Annotated in this window: 16 protein-coding genes; 3 read left to right on the top strand and 13 right to left on the bottom strand. The window is 63.4% G+C overall.

Features of this window, described 5'->3' with window-relative positions:
* Nucleotides 1-18: 18 nt before the first annotated feature.
* The 11 genes from CGLAU_RS08350 to CGLAU_RS08400 form a co-directional block, all read right to left on the bottom strand.
* A complete protein-coding gene (locus CGLAU_RS08350; protein WP_095660299.1) occupies nucleotides 19-1,572 on the bottom strand; it encodes an FtsW/RodA/SpoVE family cell cycle protein in 1,554 nt (517 codons plus the stop codon).
* Between the two features lie 46 nt (nucleotides 1,573-1,618).
* Nucleotides 1,619-2,986 (bottom strand): UDP-N-acetylmuramoyl-L-alanine--D-glutamate ligase, encoded by a 1,368-nt coding sequence (murD, locus tag CGLAU_RS08355; protein WP_095660300.1) that lies wholly within the window; start codon nucleotides 2,984-2,986, stop codon nucleotides 1,619-1,621.
* Complete coding sequence (mraY, locus tag CGLAU_RS08360) at nucleotides 2,983-4,089, bottom strand: phospho-N-acetylmuramoyl-pentapeptide-transferase (protein ID WP_095660301.1); 1,107 nt, start codon at nucleotides 4,087-4,089, stop codon at nucleotides 2,983-2,985. Before mraY ends, murD begins: the two co-directional genes overlap by 4 nt.
* Nucleotides 4,090-4,100: 11 nt before the next feature.
* The gene (locus tag CGLAU_RS08365) at nucleotides 4,101-5,639 is read right to left on the bottom strand and encodes a UDP-N-acetylmuramoyl-tripeptide--D-alanyl-D-alanine ligase (RefSeq protein WP_095660302.1); all 1,539 of its coding nucleotides are present in this window, start codon (nucleotides 5,637-5,639) and stop codon (nucleotides 4,101-4,103) included.
* A 4-nt stretch (nucleotides 5,640-5,643) separates the two neighbouring features.
* Complete coding sequence (locus tag CGLAU_RS08370) at nucleotides 5,644-7,161, bottom strand: UDP-N-acetylmuramoyl-L-alanyl-D-glutamate--2,6-diaminopimelate ligase (protein WP_095660303.1); 1,518 nt, start codon at nucleotides 7,159-7,161, stop codon at nucleotides 5,644-5,646.
* Nucleotides 7,162-7,222: 61 nt separating this feature from the next.
* Nucleotides 7,223-9,136 carry a peptidoglycan D,D-transpeptidase FtsI family protein gene (locus CGLAU_RS08375; protein ID WP_232507262.1) on the bottom strand — a complete coding sequence of 638 codons (1,914 nt, stop codon included), beginning with the start codon at nucleotides 9,134-9,136 and terminating at the stop codon, nucleotides 7,223-7,225.
* Nucleotides 9,137-9,279: 143 nt separating this feature from the next.
* A complete protein-coding gene (gene ftsL / locus CGLAU_RS08380) occupies nucleotides 9,280-10,002 on the bottom strand; it encodes a cell division protein FtsL (protein WP_095660304.1) in 723 nt (240 codons plus the stop codon).
* A 5-nt stretch (nucleotides 10,003-10,007) separates the two neighbouring features.
* Nucleotides 10,008-11,018 carry a 16S rRNA (cytosine(1402)-N(4))-methyltransferase RsmH gene (rsmH, locus tag CGLAU_RS08385; RefSeq protein ID WP_095660305.1) on the bottom strand — a complete coding sequence of 337 codons (1,011 nt, stop codon included), beginning with the start codon at nucleotides 11,016-11,018 and terminating at the stop codon, nucleotides 10,008-10,010.
* 191 nt (nucleotides 11,019-11,209) lie between these two features.
* Complete coding sequence (gene mraZ / locus CGLAU_RS08390) at nucleotides 11,210-11,644, bottom strand: division/cell wall cluster transcriptional repressor MraZ (protein ID WP_095660306.1); 435 nt, start codon at nucleotides 11,642-11,644, stop codon at nucleotides 11,210-11,212.
* A gap of 440 nt (nucleotides 11,645-12,084) precedes the next feature.
* The gene (locus CGLAU_RS08395; protein WP_095660307.1) at nucleotides 12,085-12,477 is read right to left on the bottom strand and encodes a DUF3040 domain-containing protein; all 393 of its coding nucleotides are present in this window, start codon (nucleotides 12,475-12,477) and stop codon (nucleotides 12,085-12,087) included.
* A gap of 128 nt (nucleotides 12,478-12,605) precedes the next feature.
* Nucleotides 12,606-13,040: an SAV_6107 family HEPN domain-containing protein gene (locus CGLAU_RS08400; RefSeq protein WP_095660308.1), complete on the bottom strand. Its 435-nt coding sequence runs from the start codon at nucleotides 13,038-13,040 to the stop codon at nucleotides 12,606-12,608.
* A gap of 138 nt (nucleotides 13,041-13,178) precedes the next feature.
* Here CGLAU_RS08400 and CGLAU_RS08405 point away from each other — a divergent pair, with 138 nt between their 5' ends.
* Together CGLAU_RS08405 and CGLAU_RS08410 are read left to right on the top strand one after the other, a co-directional pair.
* A complete protein-coding gene (locus tag CGLAU_RS08405) occupies nucleotides 13,179-13,745 on the top strand; it encodes a GNAT family N-acetyltransferase (protein ID WP_095660309.1) in 567 nt (188 codons plus the stop codon).
* A gap of 64 nt (nucleotides 13,746-13,809) precedes the next feature.
* Nucleotides 13,810-14,901 (top strand): polyprenyl synthetase family protein, encoded by a 1,092-nt coding sequence (locus CGLAU_RS08410; protein WP_095660310.1) that lies wholly within the window; start codon nucleotides 13,810-13,812, stop codon nucleotides 14,899-14,901.
* On the opposite strand, the gene CGLAU_RS08415 is transcribed toward CGLAU_RS08410, so the two are convergent.
* Nucleotides 14,902-15,264, bottom strand: a complete 363-nt coding sequence (locus CGLAU_RS08415; protein WP_415877125.1) for an Rv2175c family DNA-binding protein — start codon at nucleotides 15,262-15,264, stop codon at nucleotides 14,902-14,904.
* A 59-nt stretch (nucleotides 15,265-15,323) separates the two neighbouring features.
* Here CGLAU_RS08415 and CGLAU_RS08420 point away from each other — a divergent pair, with 59 nt between their 5' ends.
* Entirely contained in the window at nucleotides 15,324-16,583 is a 1,260-nt protein-coding gene (locus CGLAU_RS08420) for a protein kinase domain-containing protein (protein ID WP_095660312.1), read from the top strand.
* Nucleotides 16,584-16,607: 24 nt separating this feature from the next.
* Here the strand turns inward: CGLAU_RS08420 and CGLAU_RS08425 are convergent, their stop codons facing one another.
* Nucleotides 16,608-17,996 carry a class II 3-deoxy-7-phosphoheptulonate synthase gene (locus CGLAU_RS08425; protein ID WP_198304881.1) on the bottom strand — a complete coding sequence of 463 codons (1,389 nt, stop codon included), beginning with the start codon at nucleotides 17,994-17,996 and terminating at the stop codon, nucleotides 16,608-16,610.
* Nucleotides 17,997-18,001: the final 5 nt, after the last annotated feature.

Genomic DNA, 18,001 nt, shown 5'->3' on the forward strand with positions numbered 1-18,001 from the left:
CACTTGCCCCTTACTTCGCTAGCTGGCTCTGCGCATGTCATCGTAACGCGGGGGCTCGCGGCGGCTCGAGCGGCTCCCGGTGACCGGGGTACCGAAGCGGGCCTCGCGCTCAGCATCGGCCACGGTACGGCCGGGGCGGCTGGGGCGAACAGGCCGGGCGGGACGCGCGGTTCCGGCAGAGCGGCCCGGGTCGGCGGCACTGCGGCGCGGGCGCTGGCTCGCGTTGCGGCTTTGCGACGGTGCCTGCGGTTCCCCGATTCCAAGTACCCGGTCGAAGGCGGGACGGCCGTAGTTCTGCATTGCGGAGATGGCATCCGGCTCGTGGCGCGCCACCGAGGCGAGCACACCCATGCCGGCCAAGGTGATGATCGCGGAGGTGCCGCCGGCGGAAAGCATCGGCAGCTGGATACCGGTCACCGGCAGCAGTCCGATCACGTAGCCGATGTTGATGAACGCCTGCGAAACCACGCCGGCCGCCAGTGCCGCCGCCATCAGGGACTGGAACTGGTTCTGCGCTCGGCGCGCGGTGCGCAGCCCGAAGTAAGCGAGCAGCGCGAAGAGGATGATGACCAGCGCGCCGCCCCACAGGCCGAGCTCCTCGCCGATGACGGCGAAGATGAAGTCGTTGCGTGCTTCAGGCAGGTAGAACCACTTCGCGCGGGATTGTCCGAGGCCTACGCCGAACACGGAGCCGTCGGCAAGCGAAAGGAAGCCCTGGTGCGACTGGAAGGCCACGCCGCGGGTGTCGTGGAACCGGCCGAAGAATGCGTCGAAGTAGACGGTGAAGCGGTCGGATCGGAAGCCTCCCGAGAAAAACTCGTAGACCAGCACCAAGGCGCCGCCGAACGCCGCGAGCCCGACGGCTTTCCAGGACACCCCTGCGAACAGCAGGATGAGTGCCACGACGACGGCGAAGGACACGGCCATGCCGAGGTCACCCTGGGCTGCGATGAGCAGGATGCACAGTGCTGCGACGGAGAGGAACAGCGGGAAGCCGTTGTTGGCTTGGAAGAGGCGCTTCGGGTCGCGGCCGGCAAGCACCTGGGCGCCCCAGATCGCGATGGCTACGCGTGCCACCTCAGAAGGCTGCAGGCGCAGCGGTCCCATGACAATCCACGACTGCGAACCAACCTCTGCGCGACCGGTACCGATGCCCGGGATCAGCACGGCGATCAGCAGAAGCACGGCGCCGAGCATGATCCAGCTGGACCAGCGCCGCAGCCGTTCGGGCGGGGTCTTCAGGGCGCACCAGAACGCGATCAGGCCGAAGGCGACCATCACCGTTTGACGGATCGCCAGCGACCACACGGACGAAGACGCGGCAAACGAGGTCGCCATCGAAGAACTCATCACCATGACGATGCCGAGGCCGGCGAGGATGAGCACGATGGTGCGCACCATGGTGTAGTCGAGCAGCGGACGCGCCTCCATTGCCTGGTGTAGCTTCTGCGTGGCGCGCGCGATGCCGGACTCGGGTGCACGGCGCGGTTGCTGCGGCGCTGGCTGTGGCTGTGGTTTGGCGGGCTTGCGCGCAGCGCTCGGGGCTGGACGACGGGTGCCGCGGACCGTCATAGGTGCATCACGCCTCTCGGTCGGGGTCTAAAGCTCTACTTGATGCTTAGTAGTGTCTCATTGCGGCAGCGGCAAACGCGTCGCCACGCGCAGACATTCCCGAATACATGTCGAGGCTTGCAGCAGCCGGCGCGAGCAGCACAGTGTCGCCAGGCTTTACGACGGTTGCGGCATAGGCGATAACTTCGTCCATTGCTTCTTCCGGGTCGGTGGAGTCTGTGACAAACACCGGGACCTCAGGGGCGAGGCGGGAGAGGGCTTCACGCAAGATTTCGCGGTCTGTGCCCAAAAGCGCGACGGCGCGGAACTGGTCGGCGTGAGCGGCGATGAGCTCATCCACGGCGGCACCCTTGAGCTGGCCACCGGCCACCCAGACGACGCTGCCTGCCCCGGTGAGCGCGGAATCCGCGGCGTGCGGGTTGGTGGCTTTGGAGTTGTCGACGAAGTCCACTCCGCCCGCCGAGTGCACGATCGCGCCCCGGTGGCCCTCTACGCGGTACTCCTGCAGTGCGGTCTGGATGTGCTCCGGCCGCGCGCCTTGGGTAAGCGCCACCGCGGAGGCTGCAAGTGCGTCGAGGATTCCCGCCGCGCCAGCGGGTTCGATGCCGTCCGCGGAGGCGAGGTCAGTGAGACGGCCGCTGCGGTTATCCACCAACCGGCCATCCACCACGCCGAGCTGGCCCGGCGCAGGTGCGCCGAGGGTGAAGCCGATGATGTCCTCGCGGCCGGTGCGGGCGACGAGGTCTCGCACGTGCGAGTCGTCGATACCTGCGACAGCGTGGGGTGCTGTGAGCACCCGGGCCTTGGCGGTGGCGTAGTGCTCAAAGCTGCCGTGCCAGTCGATGTGGTCGTCGGCCAAGTTGAGCAGGACCCCGGCGTCCGGGACGAGCTGCGGCGACCAGAAGAGCTGGAAGCTCGACAGCTCCGCGACCAGGACGTCGACGCGCTCGGGTGCGGTGAGAGCGTCTGCGACCGCAAGGCCGATGTTTCCGCAGGCCTGCGCACGTTTGCCGGTGTCTTCGCCGAGCTGGTGCATCATCGCGGCCAGCATGCCGGTGGTGGTGGTTTTACCGTTGGTGCCGGTGACCACCAGCCAGTCCCGCGGCGGGCCGAAGATCCCTGCGCGGTCGAGGCGAAAGCAGGCTTCGACGTCTCCGAGTACTTCGAGGCGGGCAAACGAGGCGTCGACAAGCAATGGTGAATTCGGGCGCCAACCTGGAGATGTGACAACCGTACCGACCTCTGCAAAGTGGTTTCGGGCTTCGGCTGTGGTGACGATACCCTCGCCGGTGGCGTTGTCGTCGGCAATGAGGACGGGGACGTCGAGTTGGCGGAAGAGCTTGGCAACGCCGGTACCGGAAACGCCAGCGCCGGCGACGATGACGCCGCGCTCGAATGCTGCCGGCAGGCTCACAGGTGCACCCCGACTTGACCGAGCCACTCGCTGTAGAACGCGGCGGTGCCGAGCGCCACCGACATGCCGGCGATGAGCCAGAAACGGATGACCACCGTGGTTTCGGGCCAGCCGCCGCGCTCAAAGTGGTGGTGGAACGGGGCCATGCGGAAGACGCGCTTGCCGGTGGACTTGAAGGAGACGACTTGGATGACCACGGAGGCGGCCTCGCAGACAAACAGCGCGCCGACGATGATCATCAGCAGCTCCGTGCGCGAGCAGACGGAGAGGCCGGCGACGAGGCCGCCCAGGGCGAGCGAGCCGGTGTCGCCCATGAAGATCTTGGCGGGTGCAGCGTTCCACCACAGGAACCCGATGCTGGCACCGAGACCGGAGACCGCAAGCACAGCCAAATCGAGCGGGTCGCGCACCGAGTAGCAGCCCGGGGCGGCGCCCGCGGCGCAGGAGTTACGGAACTGCCAGAACGTGATGAAGGTGTATGCGGCCATGACCAGCGCGGTGGTGCCGGCCGCAAGTCCGTCGAGGCCGTCGGTGAGGTTCACGGCGTTGGACCAGGCCGCGAGCAGGATGTAGCTGAAGACGAGGAAGAGGGTCGTGCCTATGATGCCGCCGCCGGCGGCGATGTCGATCGTCTCGATGTCGCGGGCGAAGCTCAAAAACGTCGACCCAGGTGTGAGACCGTTCTGGTCCGGGAACTGCAGGATAAGCAGGCCGAAGATCAGCGCGATCGCGAGCTGCGCGAGCAATTTCGCCGTCTTATTCAGACCCAGGTTGCGTTTGAAGAAGATCTTGATGCCGTCATCGGCAAAACCCACCAGGCCGAGCGACAGTGTCAGCCCCAGCACGATCAATCCGGACGCGGTGAAACTTTCGTGACCGCTGAACACGGCGTACAACCCGCTGAAGAAGTAGCCCGCGGTGATGCCGAGCAAGATGGCGATGCCGCCCATGGTCGGCGTGCCGCGTTTGCTGGCGTGCCACTTGGGCCCGTCCTCGCGGATCTCCTGGCCCATTTCGCGGTGATGGAAGTACCGGATCAGCAGCGGGGTGGTGAAGATGGCAACGAGGAAGCTAACAATTCCTGCGATGATGAGCTGAATCATGTGGTGTCCTTTTAAGCTTTGTCGCCATCAAGGGTATGCCCTGGCAGCAACCGTTCAGCCACTGCCCACAGACCCAGCGCGTTTGATGCCTTGACCAGCACAACATCGCGGTGCTCGCGGGTGTGCCAGCCGTCAATGCCAGCGGGAGCAGACGCCACAAGCTTATCGACGACACCGGCAGCCGCTTCGGCATCCTCCACCTCAGTAGTTTCAATGCCGTGCTCGCGGGCGCAAGTCGCCAGCGCTTCTGTGGCATCGTTGAAGCCAACCGTCACAAGGTGGGTGACCCGGTAGCGCGAAAGTTCGTCGGCAAGCGATGCGTGCGCGGCGACCGAATCCTGTCCCAGCTCCCCCATTTCACCGAGGACGGCGATTGCGCGCGCACCCGGGCGTGCGGCTGCGGTGAACCCGAGCGCGGCGATAGCGGCGCGCATGGATTCGGGGTTCGCGTTATACGCGTCGTTGATGACGGTGACGCCGTCTGGGCGAGTGTTCACGTCCATACGCGCGACGGATACGGAGTGGGCGCTGCTCAGCGCGTCTGCGACTTCGGGTGCAGCGATGCCGCACTCCATGCCCACCGCTGCGGCGGCGAGCGCGTTGGAAACTTGGTGCACACCGAAGACGTTCAGGCGCACGCGCTGCGGCGGGTTGGCCGGGCTGTGCAGCGTGAAGGTGGCGCGGGCCAGCTCATCGAGTTCGACGTCGGTGGCGTAGTAATCCGCCTGGGCGCCTGCCGCTGAGAAAGTGACCACGCGGGCTTGGGTGCGCGAGGCCATCGCGGAAACGAGCTCGTCGTCCGCGTTGAGCACGGCCACTCCCCCGTCGGCGGCGGCAGGCAGCGCCTCAACGAGCTCACCCTTCGCGCGCGCAATGTTTTCTCGCGAGCCGAATTCACCGATGTGCGCCGAGCCAACGTTCAGCACAACACCCACCTGCGGCGGCGCAATCTCTGCCAAGTGCGCGATGTGGCCGATGCCGCGGGCGGACAGCTCCGCAACGAGGAACTTCGTGTCCTCGGTGCAACGCAGCACCGTGTACGGGTGGCCGAGCTCGTTGTTGAACGACCCCGGAGGCGCCACCGTCTCACCGCTGCGAGAAAGCACCGCGGCAATCAGATCCTTGGTCGAAGTCTTGCCCGCCGAGCCGGTCACGCCCGTGATGCGCAGGCCGTGGTGGGCCACGAGCTCGCGGGCAACGTGAGCCGCCAGTTTGGACATGCCCTCCACGACACCAGCTGCGGAGCCGTCTGGGTCGTTCGCGGCGAGATCAGAGTTGTCGCCTTCCCGTGGCTCGGTTTTTGGGACCACGATGGCAGGCTCCCCCACCTCACGAGTAACAAGCGCTGCAGTTGCACCTTGCTCCACAGCTTTAGCAACGAAGTCGTGGCCATCAACTCGCGTGCCAGGCAGCGCGATAAAAAGTCCGCCTGGGGTGATTTTGCGGGAGTCGAACTCGACGAAGCTAGTCACCAGCGCGCCGGGGTCGGCCTCCGGGCTCACGACGCCGCCGGTAACGTCGGCGATCTGCTGCAATGAAAGCGTAATCATTCCCTTACTCCCCGCCGCCTGTGAGTGCGCGGCGCATTTCTTCCCTGTCGTCGAAGTGGTGCGTGGTATCGCCGATAATTTGGCCGACCTCATGCCCTTTGCCAACCACGATCACCGCGTCGCCGGGCCTGGCCCAAGCTACGAGCTGTTCGATGGCATTTCTGCGATCCCCGACCTCCCGCACTTCGGTGCCCGGCTCGGCTGCCTCTCGGGCGCCGGCTAGGACAGCGGCGCGGATCGTCGCCGGATCTTCGGTGCGCGGATTGTCATCTGTAACAATCACCAGCTCGGCTCGTCGCGCAGCCTCCGCACCCATGAGTGCGCGTTTCGACGCATCGCGGTCGCCTCCCGCGCCGACTGCGACAGCGACGCGCCCCTGCACCTGGCCGCGCAAAGTGTCCAAGACTGCCGCCACGGCTGCGGGTTTGTGGGCGTAGTCCACAACGGCGACGAAGTCTTGCCCGCAGTCGATGCGCTCCATACGCCCCGGCACGGAGGCCGCTTCGAGCCCGGCAATGAACTCACCAGCCTTGACACCCACCGCGTCGGCAAGGGCGACAGCCAGCGCCGCGTTTGCCACATTGAACGCGCCAGGCATGGGCAGCCGGAACGTATGGCGCGTGCCGCGGAGCTCTATCGCGATTTCCTGCGCACCCGTGTCTTCAACGGCGAGCTGCTGCGCGGACACGTCGAGGTCGGCCTGGCCGCGGGTGCCCACCCGCACCGGGCGCTCAGCCACCTGCGCCATCTTTTCGCCCCACTCATCATCCACGCACACCACGGCGCGCCGCGCCGCAAGCGGTGAGGCAGGGTCGAAGAACATCGCCTTTGCGGAGAAGTACTCCTCCATCGTCGGGTGGAAATCAAGGTGATCTTGGGAAAGGTTAGTGAATCCAGCGACATCGAACTGGGTCCCGCCGACTCTGCCCAGCACCAGTGCGTGGGAGGACACCTCCATCACCACGTGCGTGACCCCTTCGCGCACCATGCGGGCAAACAGCGCCTGCAAGGTTGGCGCCTCCGGCGTGGTCAACGAAGTGCGCACGTCCACCCCGTTGATCTTTGTGCCGGTGGTGCCAATCAACCCCACCTTGCACCCTGCGGCGGTTAAACCGCGCTCGAGCAGATACGTGGTGGTGGTTTTGCCCGAGGTGCCGGTCACGCCGATCAGCGTCATTCGCTCGGAAGGGTGCCCGTAGATCTCGGCCGACACCGCGCCGAGCACGGCACGCACATCATCGACGATGAGGACAGGACGGCGGTTGTCGGTGCCGTCGATAATGGCAAAGCCCTCGTCGTCGGTGAGGATGGCCCCGGCCGCAGCACCGGCAGCAAAAGTTGCTCCGTGGACGCGAGTGCCGGGTAGCGCAGCGAACATGCCGCCGGGCTCGAGCGCCTGCGAATCGAGACTGATTGAAGGCACCACTATCTCCTCGGCAGGCGCGTTCACAACCCTGGCACCTGCGATTTCTGCGAGACGTCGCAGCGTTGGCCCGTCACCCGGGTGGTGCAAATTGGTCATAGGTACGCCTCCTTCTCTCCCACTGCTCTTAGCCATTTCCTAAACAGTTGTAATTTAATGTCTAGTCCGCTTGCAGAATATAGGGATCAGCGGGGGGAGACGGGGGGACGTTCTCGCGGTTGAGCAGCCAGTTTGCGATCTGCGTGAACACCGGCGCAGCGGACTGACCGCCGGCACCCCCTTCGAGCGGACCGCGCTTTGGTTCGTCGAGCATGACTGCCACGACAAAACGCGGATCGTCCGCAGGCGCGATGCCGGCGAAGGTGATCCAGAATTGGTGCTGCGAGTACGCCCCGGTCTCCGAATTCACCTTTTGTGCGGTGCCGGTCTTGCCCGCGAGCTGGTAGCCCTCAAGCTCGTTGCCACCCGCGGTACCCGACTGTACGCCCGCCGGATCGGACTGGAAGACGGAGCGGAACATGTCCACCACAGTGTGCGCGGTTTCTTCACTGACCACACGGGTGTGCTCAGGCTTGGGTTGGTCCACCTCTTGGCCGTCCGGGCCGATGACACGGGAAATCACGCGTGGCTCGATGCGCTCGCCGCCGTTGGCAAGCGCTTGGTAAACGCTCGCCATCTGCAGCGCGGACCAGCTCATGCCCTGGCCAATCGGCAGGTTGGCAAAGGTGCCGCCGGACCACTGCTCGCGAACCGGCAATAGGCCAGCAGTCTCGTTCGGCAGCTCAATGCCGGTCGTCTGGCCCAGGCCGAAGCGCTGCAGGTAGTCCCAGTAGCGTTCCTCCCCCAGCCGCTGCGCAAGCTGCAAGGTGCCCACGTTGGAAGACTTTCCGAAGATACCTGCAGTGGTGTACGGCACGACACCGTGCGGCCACGCGTCCGAGACGGTCACGCCCGCCATATCGATGGAGCCGGGCACCTGATGCACTTCGAACGGATCGGTCAGCCCCTCTTCGATCGCGGCGGCCGCGGTGATCACCTTCGCCACAGAACCCGGTTCGAAGGGGTGGGAGATCGAGTCGTTCTCAAAATCGCGGCCTTCGGAGAGCTGCTTTTCCAGGTCGCCGTTCGGGTCGATCGTGCCCGTGTTCGCCATTGCCAGCACCTCACCGGTTCGCGCGTCAAGCACCACCGCCTGCGCGTCAAGCGCCTGCGAGTTCTCCTTCGCCTGCTCCAACGTCTGCTGCACGTACGTCTGCAGATCCAGATCGATGGTCAGCTCGACGCGCGACCCATCCACCGCGGGCACCACATCGCGCAGCGTGCCGGGAATCGCCTGGCCGTCGCCGGAGACGTCCTCGCGGGAGCTTCCGTTAATGCCCGTGAGCATCGAATCACCCGACGCCTCCAGGCCGAACTGCCCGTGGCCGTCCATGGAGACCCTGCCCAGGACGTTCTCGCCGATCGCCCCGTTCGGGTACTGGCGGATATCTTGGTGATCTGCCGCTACCCCGTGGAACGTCTGCGCAATGGTCGCCGCCACGTCCGGGTCGACGTTTCGCACCAGCACCTCATAGTCGGAGTCAGCATGCAGCTTGTCCAGAATTTCTCGAGAGCTCACGTCGCCCACCTTGCGGTTGGAGCTTTCGCTTGACGACGCAGCGTCCTCCTCAACCACGCCATCCCCAATCATGCTGGGGATCTCGTTGGCCATGGTTCGAAGCACGTCTTCCACACGAGCGTCGATCTGGGCGTCGATGGAGTCCCGAGACAGCCCGTCGACACGCATTTGTAGCTCCTGCTGCTGGCGGATCTCGTTGCGCAGCGTGACTGGGGAGACGGTAAGCGATCGCGCCTGCATCGTGTAAGCGAGCTGGTTGCCCTCGCGATCTACGATTTCGCCTCGGCGCGCAGGCTCGGTGTAGACGCGTGCGCGCTGAGCCTGCGCTTGCTCGCGGAGTTCTGGCCCCCACACCACCTGGACCCAGAAAAGGCGCCCGATCAGCACAGCGGCGAGTACAAGGAAAGCGACCGCGAACCAGGACGACCGGCGGTTGGTGATTTGGGATTGACGCACCGGTACATTCGCAGTCTCGCGCTTTCGAATGCGGTTGTTTGGCTCAGCCGGCCTGACCACGAGCGTGTGTCACCTACCTTGCACTAGTTGTATCGACCCCCCCATACTGCACGTTGACGGTCGGTTCCAGCGTGCGCCACACGCTAGAACGCGGTGGGAACGTTCGGCTGGTAGGGCGCCACGTTGTCGAGGTGCGGACCAGCGGTATCGGGGACGTTGGCCGGAGCCTCGGCGCGTGAATGTTCCTCTCCCAAGACGTTGCCGCCCGGGACTTGGGTGAGGTTGTCCGCGACCTCGTCGACCGCCCGGCGGTTGGAGGTCGCACGATCTGCACGGGTCGGGGCACCATTGACGTCAACCACTGGCGCAACCGCTTCCGGATTCGGTTCGCGGCGCTGTTCGAGCGCCCCGTCGGCAGTGACTTCCATGATGCCCGGCTGGGCCGCAACGACCATGCCTGCGTCTGCGGCACGCTGCGCAATTTCGGCAGACGAGCGCAGATCCTCCAGATCACGGTTAAGCGACTCGACCTCGTTTTGCAGCATCCGCTCCTTCGACTGGAGCTGCTGGATAGTGAAGGTCTGCGTGGTGGACACGCCCGAAAGCACCATCGCCACTGCCACACCGATCGCGAGAATGGTCAGGGCGATACCGCCAACGGCGAAGATCGGGTGCTTCGGTTTGACCGGGGCTGCAACGCGGCGACCGCGGACCGAGACAACCTGCTGCGAGCCGAGGCGACCGCGAGATTTGCCGTGCGGGACGTGGGGACGCACCCCAGGCCGCGCGGGTGCGCGACCCGGGGCCGGTGCCGGGGCCGTGCGAGTGCGCGGCAGCGTCATTGTGTTGGAGTTGTGTACTGCCATGGTTCTCACTGTCCTTCGGTCTGGTTGTCGTTGGTTGAGGCAAGCTTTTCGATCCCGCGAACACGCACCGGTGCCGCCCGTGGATTGCGTTCAATCTCCGCTTCCGGGGCCTTCTCGGCACTGTGGGTGATCGCTGCGAATTTTGGCGCCGTTCCGGGAAGGTCCATCGGCAACCCAGGCGGAGTTTTCGACGTGGTCAGCTCCGCGAACGCGGATTTGACGATCTTGTCTTCCAGGCTCTGGTAGCTCATGAAGACAGCTCGCCCACCCACGCCAAGCATCTCGGTGATGACGGGCACCGCATTCTCGACGGCCTCGAGCTCGCGGTTGACCTCCACACGCAACGCCTGGAAGGTGCGTTTGGCAGGGTGTCCACCAGTGCGTCGCGACGCAGCGGGGATGGTGTTGTAGAGCAGTTCCACGAGACGCGCACTGCGCGAAAACGGTTCGCGTTCCCGCTCTTTCACCACGGCGCTGGCGATTTTGCCGGCGAACCGTTCGTCGCCGTAAGTCTTGAGAATCCGCGCAATATCACCGTGGGAGTACGTATTCAGGATGTCCGCTGCTGTGACTTCCGTAGTCGGGTCCATGCGCATGTCCAGCGGCGCATCTACTTTGTACGCAAAGCCGCGCTCTTCCTGGTCCAGCTGCATCGAGGAAACACCCAGATCGAACAGTGCCCCCGCAACCCCACTTTCGCGAACTGCGTCGAAGGCTGGACCTACACCAGCCGCGATGGGTTCCGTAATCCGGTCGAACCTCGCCTGCACCGACGAAAATCGGTCCCCGAACCGAGCGAGGCGGTTCAAAGCGATGGCGAGGGCTTGAGGGTCGCGATCCACACCAATCACACGGACGTTGGGGAACACCTCGAGGAAGTGCTCGGTGTGTCCGCCGGCACCGAGAGTGCCATCGACAATGACGGCAGTATCGCCGAAAGCTTCAACAGCAGGGGCGAGCAGCTCGGCCATGCGGTCGCGCATAACGGGGACGTGGCCGTGGTCTTCGGTAGCCATCCTGGGTGTCACCCCCTGCCGTCGTTAAGTGCCTCGCGTATGGGTTTCCCTCGTTGGGGGAGCGAGTAGAGCCCTGCCCGGGGCGGCTGATCTGATGTCGGGGAAGTACACCAGAGAAGCTTCACACCCCGGACAGAGTCCGTACACGCTCTCCGTCAGTAGTCGGGTGCCCGCTCTTCGGGTAGTCAGTCCTAGAGCAGACCGGAGAGAATGTCGTCGTCGTCCGCCGCGGAGAACGCGGCTTCCGTCTCTTGTTGGTAGTTAGCCCAGGACTCTGCGTCCCAGATCTCGAGAAAATCAACCGAACCAATGACTACGCACTCCTTCGACAGGTTTGCGTACTCGCGGTGCGCCGGCGACAGCGTGATGCGACCTGATCCGTCAAGCGTTTGCTCATCTGCACTGGAAGCCAGGTTGCGGATGAACGCTCGCGCTTTCGGGTTCGTGCGAGAAGCGGCCGCCGCTTTACGCGCGCGAGCAGCGAACTCCTCACGGGGGTAGACCGCAAGCGAGTGATCCTGCCCCTTGGTCACCATCAGCCCGTCCGCCAATTCCTCTCGAAACTTGGCGGGCAGCGTCAGGCGCCCTTTGTCGTCGAGTTTGGGAGTGTAGGTTCCCAGAAACATCGGGCGACCTACCTTTCCTTCACCGTCTGACCATGAGCTCTGAAGTTTTCTCGGCTTCGATCCATGGCTTTCACGTAGTCAAAATGAACACCACGTCTCTCCGCTGCGCCCCACTTTAACCCACTTCAACCCACAAAAGCTAGAAGGCGCGCAAAATTCTCCGCACATTTCAGAATCTCCGCAGGTGAAAAGCCATGATAGTCGTGGGGAGATTTTCCACAATTTTCGTCTCTCGCCTAACTTGAACCCCTTTATTCACACAAAATCAACGACGCATCAGCCCTACCCACCCAGCCTCCACAACCCCTACGCCGCCCGACCTGGCAATATTGTTGCAGTGGGGCGCGGTGGGTGAAGAAGGTGGGTGAAAGTGGGAGCCCTGAAGAGGGCACGAAAAAGTGCCCCTCCGAATCGGAGGGGCACTTTGCCTACAGCCTTACCTATTGGCGATCTTCGAAACGGCGACGGAAGTTCTCTTCCATCGCGACACTGCGCTGGGATCGCTGCCGCTCCCCTGTCGACGCAACCCGACTTGGCCCGGGATTCGACACCGGGGCACGCAGGGCCATGACACCGCCAGCCATCATCACCCCGAAACCGAGCACGCTGATCACGATTGCCCACATGCTCATCGACGCAAGTGCAACACCGCCAATCAGCAGCACGAGGCCGAGTACCATGAGAGCGACGCTGCGCATCGTGAGCTGGCCGGTTCGCGGCGCGTCGCTGAATCCAACCTCGTGGGCGACATCGCTTCCGAACTTCGGATCCTCTGCAAGCAACGATTGCTCGATCTCGCGTAGCGCTTGCTGCTCCTGCTCAGAAAGAGACACTAGTTTACTCCACAGCTAATGGGCGGACATTGTTTCCCTAATAACGGCCATAGTATCGGTTTTGTTCCCGCCACTGATATTCGTCCTGGGATTCGCCCTTCCCACCAAACGTCCCTTTACAGTCTCGGCTATGCAACTAGGGGCAGATCCACCGGATGGACATCCCTATAGAACTCCTCGACGTCTGCAAGTAACCGAAGAACCAGTTTCGGATCGGGGGCAGTATCAATACCAGATGCGACACGACCTCTCGTCCGAGAGTAAGTCTGGAACCGTGCCGCCCAGCGCTTCCCATCATCGCCCGTAAGCGCCAGTTTCTCCCACGCGCTGGACGGGTGCCGTTTACGCTTCCGTAAGTCCGGCGAATCGGCGTTGGCCGCACCGGCAACTCGGAGCGCGCCTCGGTACGCATTTTCTAGGGCGAGATCAAATTGCCCCGCCTCGATCTCATCGTGAGCCGCAGCAATCAACGTCTCCGCAGAGGCCAAGAACTGGTCCCTGCGCGAAAGCGATGCAGTAGCGCCATACGTTGCCCGAGTGGTTGCCGAAACAATGCTGCCCATGTTTTCCCCTTTGTGTGCGTTCAGATTTGTTGCACCTGAACCTAAAACATCCGTTCGACATTCCGTGCGGCTCTATAGAACATGTTTTCGAATCGTTTAAATACCACACATCCCCACTCATCGTGGTTAGGTGATGGGGTGACCGTTGAAATCCGTCGCCTTAGCCCAGCCGAATTTACAATGCTGGCACCCGACCTGGTCGACATCTATCTAGAAGCCATGGGTTACGACCCATCTATACGACAACAGCGCATCAACGTTTGGCGCCGAGAAATCATGTGGGAAGGCTTCACCGCAATCGCAGCAGTGGAGCAGGAAGATGTTGTCGGCGTTGCCTACGGCTTTCTTGGCACCCGCGAGCGTTGGTGGGACCGGCAACTACTTCGCAGCATGCGACAATCAGGCGGCATCACTGAGCAGCGCCAGCAGATCCTCAACAGCTACTTCGAAATCGCCGAGATCCATGTCTCGTCGTCTCGCCAGGGCCACGGTATCGGCGCCGCACTTCTAACGGAACTGCTACGCTTGGCCCCCGCCGAGTGGGCACTGCTCTCTACGCCGGAAGTGGACGGTGAAGCGAATAGCGCGTTTGGGCTGTACCGCAAGTTCGGGTTCACCGACATCGCGCGCGACTACCTTTATCCCGGCGACCACCGTCCGTTCGCCATCCTCGGCCGACCGCTACCGCTCTCACCCAAGAAATAGCTTCACTGTAGGGTAGGTGGCCGAATAGCGCACTATCTGCGCCTCTACATATAAAGGAGCACTTGTGGATTACCGCAGTGTCGACCTCGTTGAGGTTCCGGCAGCTGTCAACGCCCAGCTTGCTGAGTACTTCTCCTACCGCGCACCCGAGGTGGCCGCGCTGGGTTCACCTTTCCAGAAGTCGGTCTCGTACCTCGAGCAATTCGTGCTCGGAGGAGGCAAGCGAATCCGTCCGCTGTATGGGTGGGCAGGGTTCGTCGGCGGCGGCGGACTCGAGACAGGCGAAGAGGATCCGCAGTCCGTGTTGCGCGCAGTCAGCGCTCTAGAGTTCATCCAAGCCTGCGCACTCATTCACGATGACATCATCGATGCCTCTGATACCCGCCGTGGACAACCAACGGTGCATCGAGCTATTGAGGCAGAGCACCAGCAGCGCGATTTCTTGGGCAGTTCGCCAGCGTTCGGCGAGCACGCTGCAATTCTCATCGGTGATCTTGCCCTGGTCTGGGCGGAGGACATGTGGCGGTCGTCTGGTGTGTCGAACGCCGCGCTTGATCGCGCAGCAGAGCCATGGCAGGGCATGCGCACTGAAGTCATTGGAGGCCAGCTCCTCGACATCATGCTGGAAGCTGAGGGAAGCGAGTCGGCCGAAGCGGCGAATACGGTCAACCGCTACAAGACCGCGGCCTACACCATCGAGCGTCCGTTGCACCTGGGCGCGGCCTTGGCCGGAGCAACAGACGCCATCATCGAGGCGTTTCGAGGCTACGGTCGCGATATCGGGATGGCGTTCCAGCTTCGCGACGACATGCTCGGGGTCTTCGGCGACTCAGCGATCACCGGTAAGCCCGCCGGCGACGACCTGCGCGAAGGCAAACGGACCGTGCTTTACGCCACCGCACTTAAGCTCCTAGATGAGTCCAGCCCCGGTCAGGCAGCTAAGCTGCGCGCCGGCATCGGTACTGTCGAAGATCCCGACGCTGTACACGAAATTGCATCCATTATCGCGGGCAGCGGCGCTGTGGAAGCGGTCGAAGAGGAGATCGATCGACTGAGCACCTCCGGTCTCGCTCACCTCGACAGCGTCACCCTCAGCGACGAAGTCGGAGAAATTCTGCGCACACTCGCGATCAAATCAACCGCTCGACGCAGTTAACTAAAATGCCATCGCTTGCGCGCGGCGGATCACTTCGCGCGCACCGTGACCATGCAGCGCGTCAATCGGCCTACCCGGTAAGGATTCGTCCTCCGTGAACAAGAACTGGAGGATCTCTGCAGGCTCGTAGCCGCCGTCGGAAAGCACTGTAATCGCTCCACCGACAAACTTGGACAGCTCACCGTCGTCAAGCAATGCCGCCGGAATCGTGTTCACGCCATCCTTGCGGTAGACCACCAGCTTGCCAGCGCCCACCATGTCGTGCACCTTCGTCACCGGCACGCCGAGGATCTCAGCTACGTCTGGAAATGGAAGAAGCTCCTCGTTGACAAGGAGCGCATCAAGATTCTGCTGGGAAGTCACGGCTCCCAAGTTTAGCGCGCCGTTGGCCTTCAGCTTGCGCGGTGAGCATACTGAAACGCATGCAATTGGCAGTGGGCGACTCCCTAGACAACCGCTACGTGATCGATCGGCCGATCGCGCGCGGCGGCATGGCGACGGTGTACCGCTGCGTGGACACCCGACTTGGGCGCGAAGTTGCTGCCAAGGTCATGCACGAACAATTCGTTCACGACCCAGTGTTTCGCGACCGCTTTCGCCGTGAAGCTCGGGCAATGGCACAGCTCTCCCACCCCAACTTGGTCAATGTCTACGATTTCTCGGCGCAGGGTAATGCCATTTTCCTCATTATGGAGCTAATCACTGGAGGCACACTGCGCGAGCTTCTCGACGAGCGGGGGCCAATGCCTCCACACGCTGCAGCTTCAGTCATGCGGGGCATGCTCACCGGCCTCGCAGCTGCCCACGCCCGTGGGCTAATCCACCGCGACATCAAGCCGGATAATGTGCTGATTAACGCAGATCACCGGGTAAAACTCGCCGATTTCGGTCTTGTGCGGGCGGCAGCTGAAGCCACGCATTCGACCGATCAGATCGTGGGCACGGTGAGCTACCTGTCACCGGAGCAAGTTGACGGCTCCCCCATGACGCACGCTTCTGACGTTTACTCGGCGGGGATCGTACTCTTCGAATTGCTCACCGGACGCACCCCTTTCGCTGGAGACACACCCATTGCTCACGCGTACGCCCGGTTGCGCGGGGATGTCCCTCCCCCGTCAGCGTTTATTGCGGGCGTGCCAAAGCTTTTCGACGAGCTGGTTGCCACCGCGACCGCCCGGGCACCCGAAGACCGCTTCCGAGATGCGACGGAATTCCTCCACGCACTCGACGATGTCGCTGAAGCATTGCGCCTACCCGCGTACACCGTGCCGGTGCCTACAAATTCCGCGGCGACCCGAGCCGCCGCGCACCCCACCAACGTCGACATGCGACCTTCGCCGGCACCGGAAGAAGGTCCGCAGCGTGCTCCCGCCGCGGCGAATGTAGCAGAGACCCGGGTGGCCACACCCCGCGCCAGCGAGGAACGCCTCTTCCCCGAAGGCCAAGCGCAGATGCCGGCGCAAGCGCCGCCTGCTTATCACGCTCCCGCCCAGCAAATGCCGCCCGCCCAGCCCCCGGCACAACCGCAAAAGCCCCGCATCAACCCAGTGACGAACCGGGGTGGTGTGGGGTTAGCAGTGTTTGTTGTACTCGCCTTCGCCGTGATCGCTGCGGTGGCGATCGGCGGCTGGTGGTTCGGCTCTGGCAACTACGGCCAGGTGCCACCGCTTATCGCTGTGTAGCACGCAGCGGTGGTTTGAGAGCTCTTAGTACCGCAGCATCTCCGCAACTAAGAAGGCGAGCTCCAGCGCCTGCTCGGTGTTTAGGCGCGGGTCGACCGCAGACTCGTAGCGGCCCGGCAGATCCACATCGGTGATGTCCTGCGCTCCGCCGAGGCACTCGGTGACGTTCTCGCCGGTCGCCTCCACGTGGATGCCGCCCGGGTGGGTGCCCAGCTCGCGGTGCACCTCGAAGAAACCCTGCACCTCGTCGATGATCTTGTCGAAGTGACGGGTCTTGTAACCGTTGGACGCGGTGAAGGTGTTGCCGTGCATCGGGTCGGACTGCCAAACGACCTTGTGGCCGGATGCCTCGACCGCCTTCACAATGCCCGGCAGGACGGAGCGCACCTTGTCGTGGCCCATGCGCGCGATCATGGTGAGTCGGCCCGGCTCCCGGTCGGGGTCGATCTTTTCCGCGTATGCGACGGCTTCCTCTGGCGAGGTGGTTGGGCCGAGCTTGATACCGACCGGGTTATCGATGAACGCGGCGAAGTTCACGTGGAAGTCGTCGATGCCGCGGGTACGTTCGCCGATCCACAGCTGGTGGGCGGAAAGGTCGTAGATCTTCTGCTCGCCGCGCTCGCTCTCGTGAAGTCGCAGCATCGCACGCTCGTAATCCACCAGAAGCGCCTCGTGGGAGGCGTAGAACTCAGACGTGCGCAGGTTGTCGTCATTGACACCGCAGGCATCCATGAAGGCCAGCGAACGAGTGATCTCGCGGCCGAGTGCTTCGTAGCGTGCGCCAGCTGGGGACTTCGCCACAAACTCGCGGTTCCAGTTGTTGATGTTGTGCAGGTCGGCGGTGCCGGAGCTCACCAGAGCACGCACGAGGTTCATTGCAGCCGAGGAGTTCGCATAGGCGCGGATCATGCGGGCAGGGTCGTGGCGGCGAGCTTCCTCGGTCGGCTCGACACCGTTGACGATGTCGCCACGGTAATTCAGCAGACCGTTGTCATCGCGGTCGGCAGAGCGCGGCTTCGCGTACTGGCCCGCGATACGGCCGATCTTCACCACCGGCAAGGACGCACCGTAGGTCAGCACAGCAGCCATCTGCAGCAAGGTACGGATGTTGGCGCGAATGTGCGGCTCAGTGTTGGACTCGAATGTTTCCGCGCAGTCGCCGCCCTGGAGCAGGAAGGCGTTGCCCAGTGCGACGTCGGCAAGCTGTGCTTTGAGTTTTTCCACCTCGGGGGCGAGCACGACCGGCGGCACCGACTCGAGGATCTTGCGAACGTAGTTGGCCTGGTCGGTGTCCCAAGACGGTTGCTGTTTCGCCTCCCGGGATAGCACGTCAAGCCATTGCTCGTTCAGATCACCCGGCATCGGAGGCAGATCAGGCAGCACTTCTTTGGGAATATCAACAGTCCAACTCACGGCTT

This window comes from Corynebacterium glaucum, assembly GCF_002287505.1.
GTDB lineage: Bacteria > Actinomycetota > Actinomycetes > Mycobacteriales > Mycobacteriaceae > Corynebacterium > Corynebacterium glaucum.

Bases quoted from the DNA above. Each gene is read 5' to 3' on its own strand.
- CGLAU_RS08370 (WP_095660303.1), bottom strand. From the start codon at position 7,161: ATGACCAATTTGCACCACCCGGGTGACGGGCCAACGCTGCGACGTCTC.
- CGLAU_RS08350 (WP_095660299.1), bottom strand. From the start codon at position 1,572: ATGACGGTCCGCGGCACCCGTCGTCCAGCCCCGAGCGCTGCGCGCAAG.
- CGLAU_RS08420 (WP_095660312.1), top strand. From the start codon at position 15,324: ATGCAATTGGCAGTGGGCGACTCCCTAGACAACCGCTACGTGATCGAT.
- mraY (WP_095660301.1), bottom strand. From the start codon at position 4,089: ATGATTCAGCTCATCATCGCAGGAATTGTTAGCTTCCTCGTTGCCATC.
- CGLAU_RS08365 (WP_095660302.1), bottom strand. From the start codon at position 5,639: ATGATTACGCTTTCATTGCAGCAGATCGCCGACGTTACCGGCGGCGTC.
- ftsL (WP_095660304.1), bottom strand. From the start codon at position 10,002: ATGGCAGTACACAACTCCAACACAATGACGCTGCCGCGCACTCGCACG.
- CGLAU_RS08400 (WP_095660308.1), bottom strand. From the start codon at position 13,040: ATGGGCAGCATTGTTTCGGCAACCACTCGGGCAACGTATGGCGCTACT.
- mraZ (WP_095660306.1), bottom strand. From the start codon at position 11,644: ATGTTTCTGGGAACCTACACTCCCAAACTCGACGACAAAGGGCGCCTG.
- rsmH (WP_095660305.1), bottom strand. From the start codon at position 11,018: ATGGCTACCGAAGACCACGGCCACGTCCCCGTTATGCGCGACCGCATG.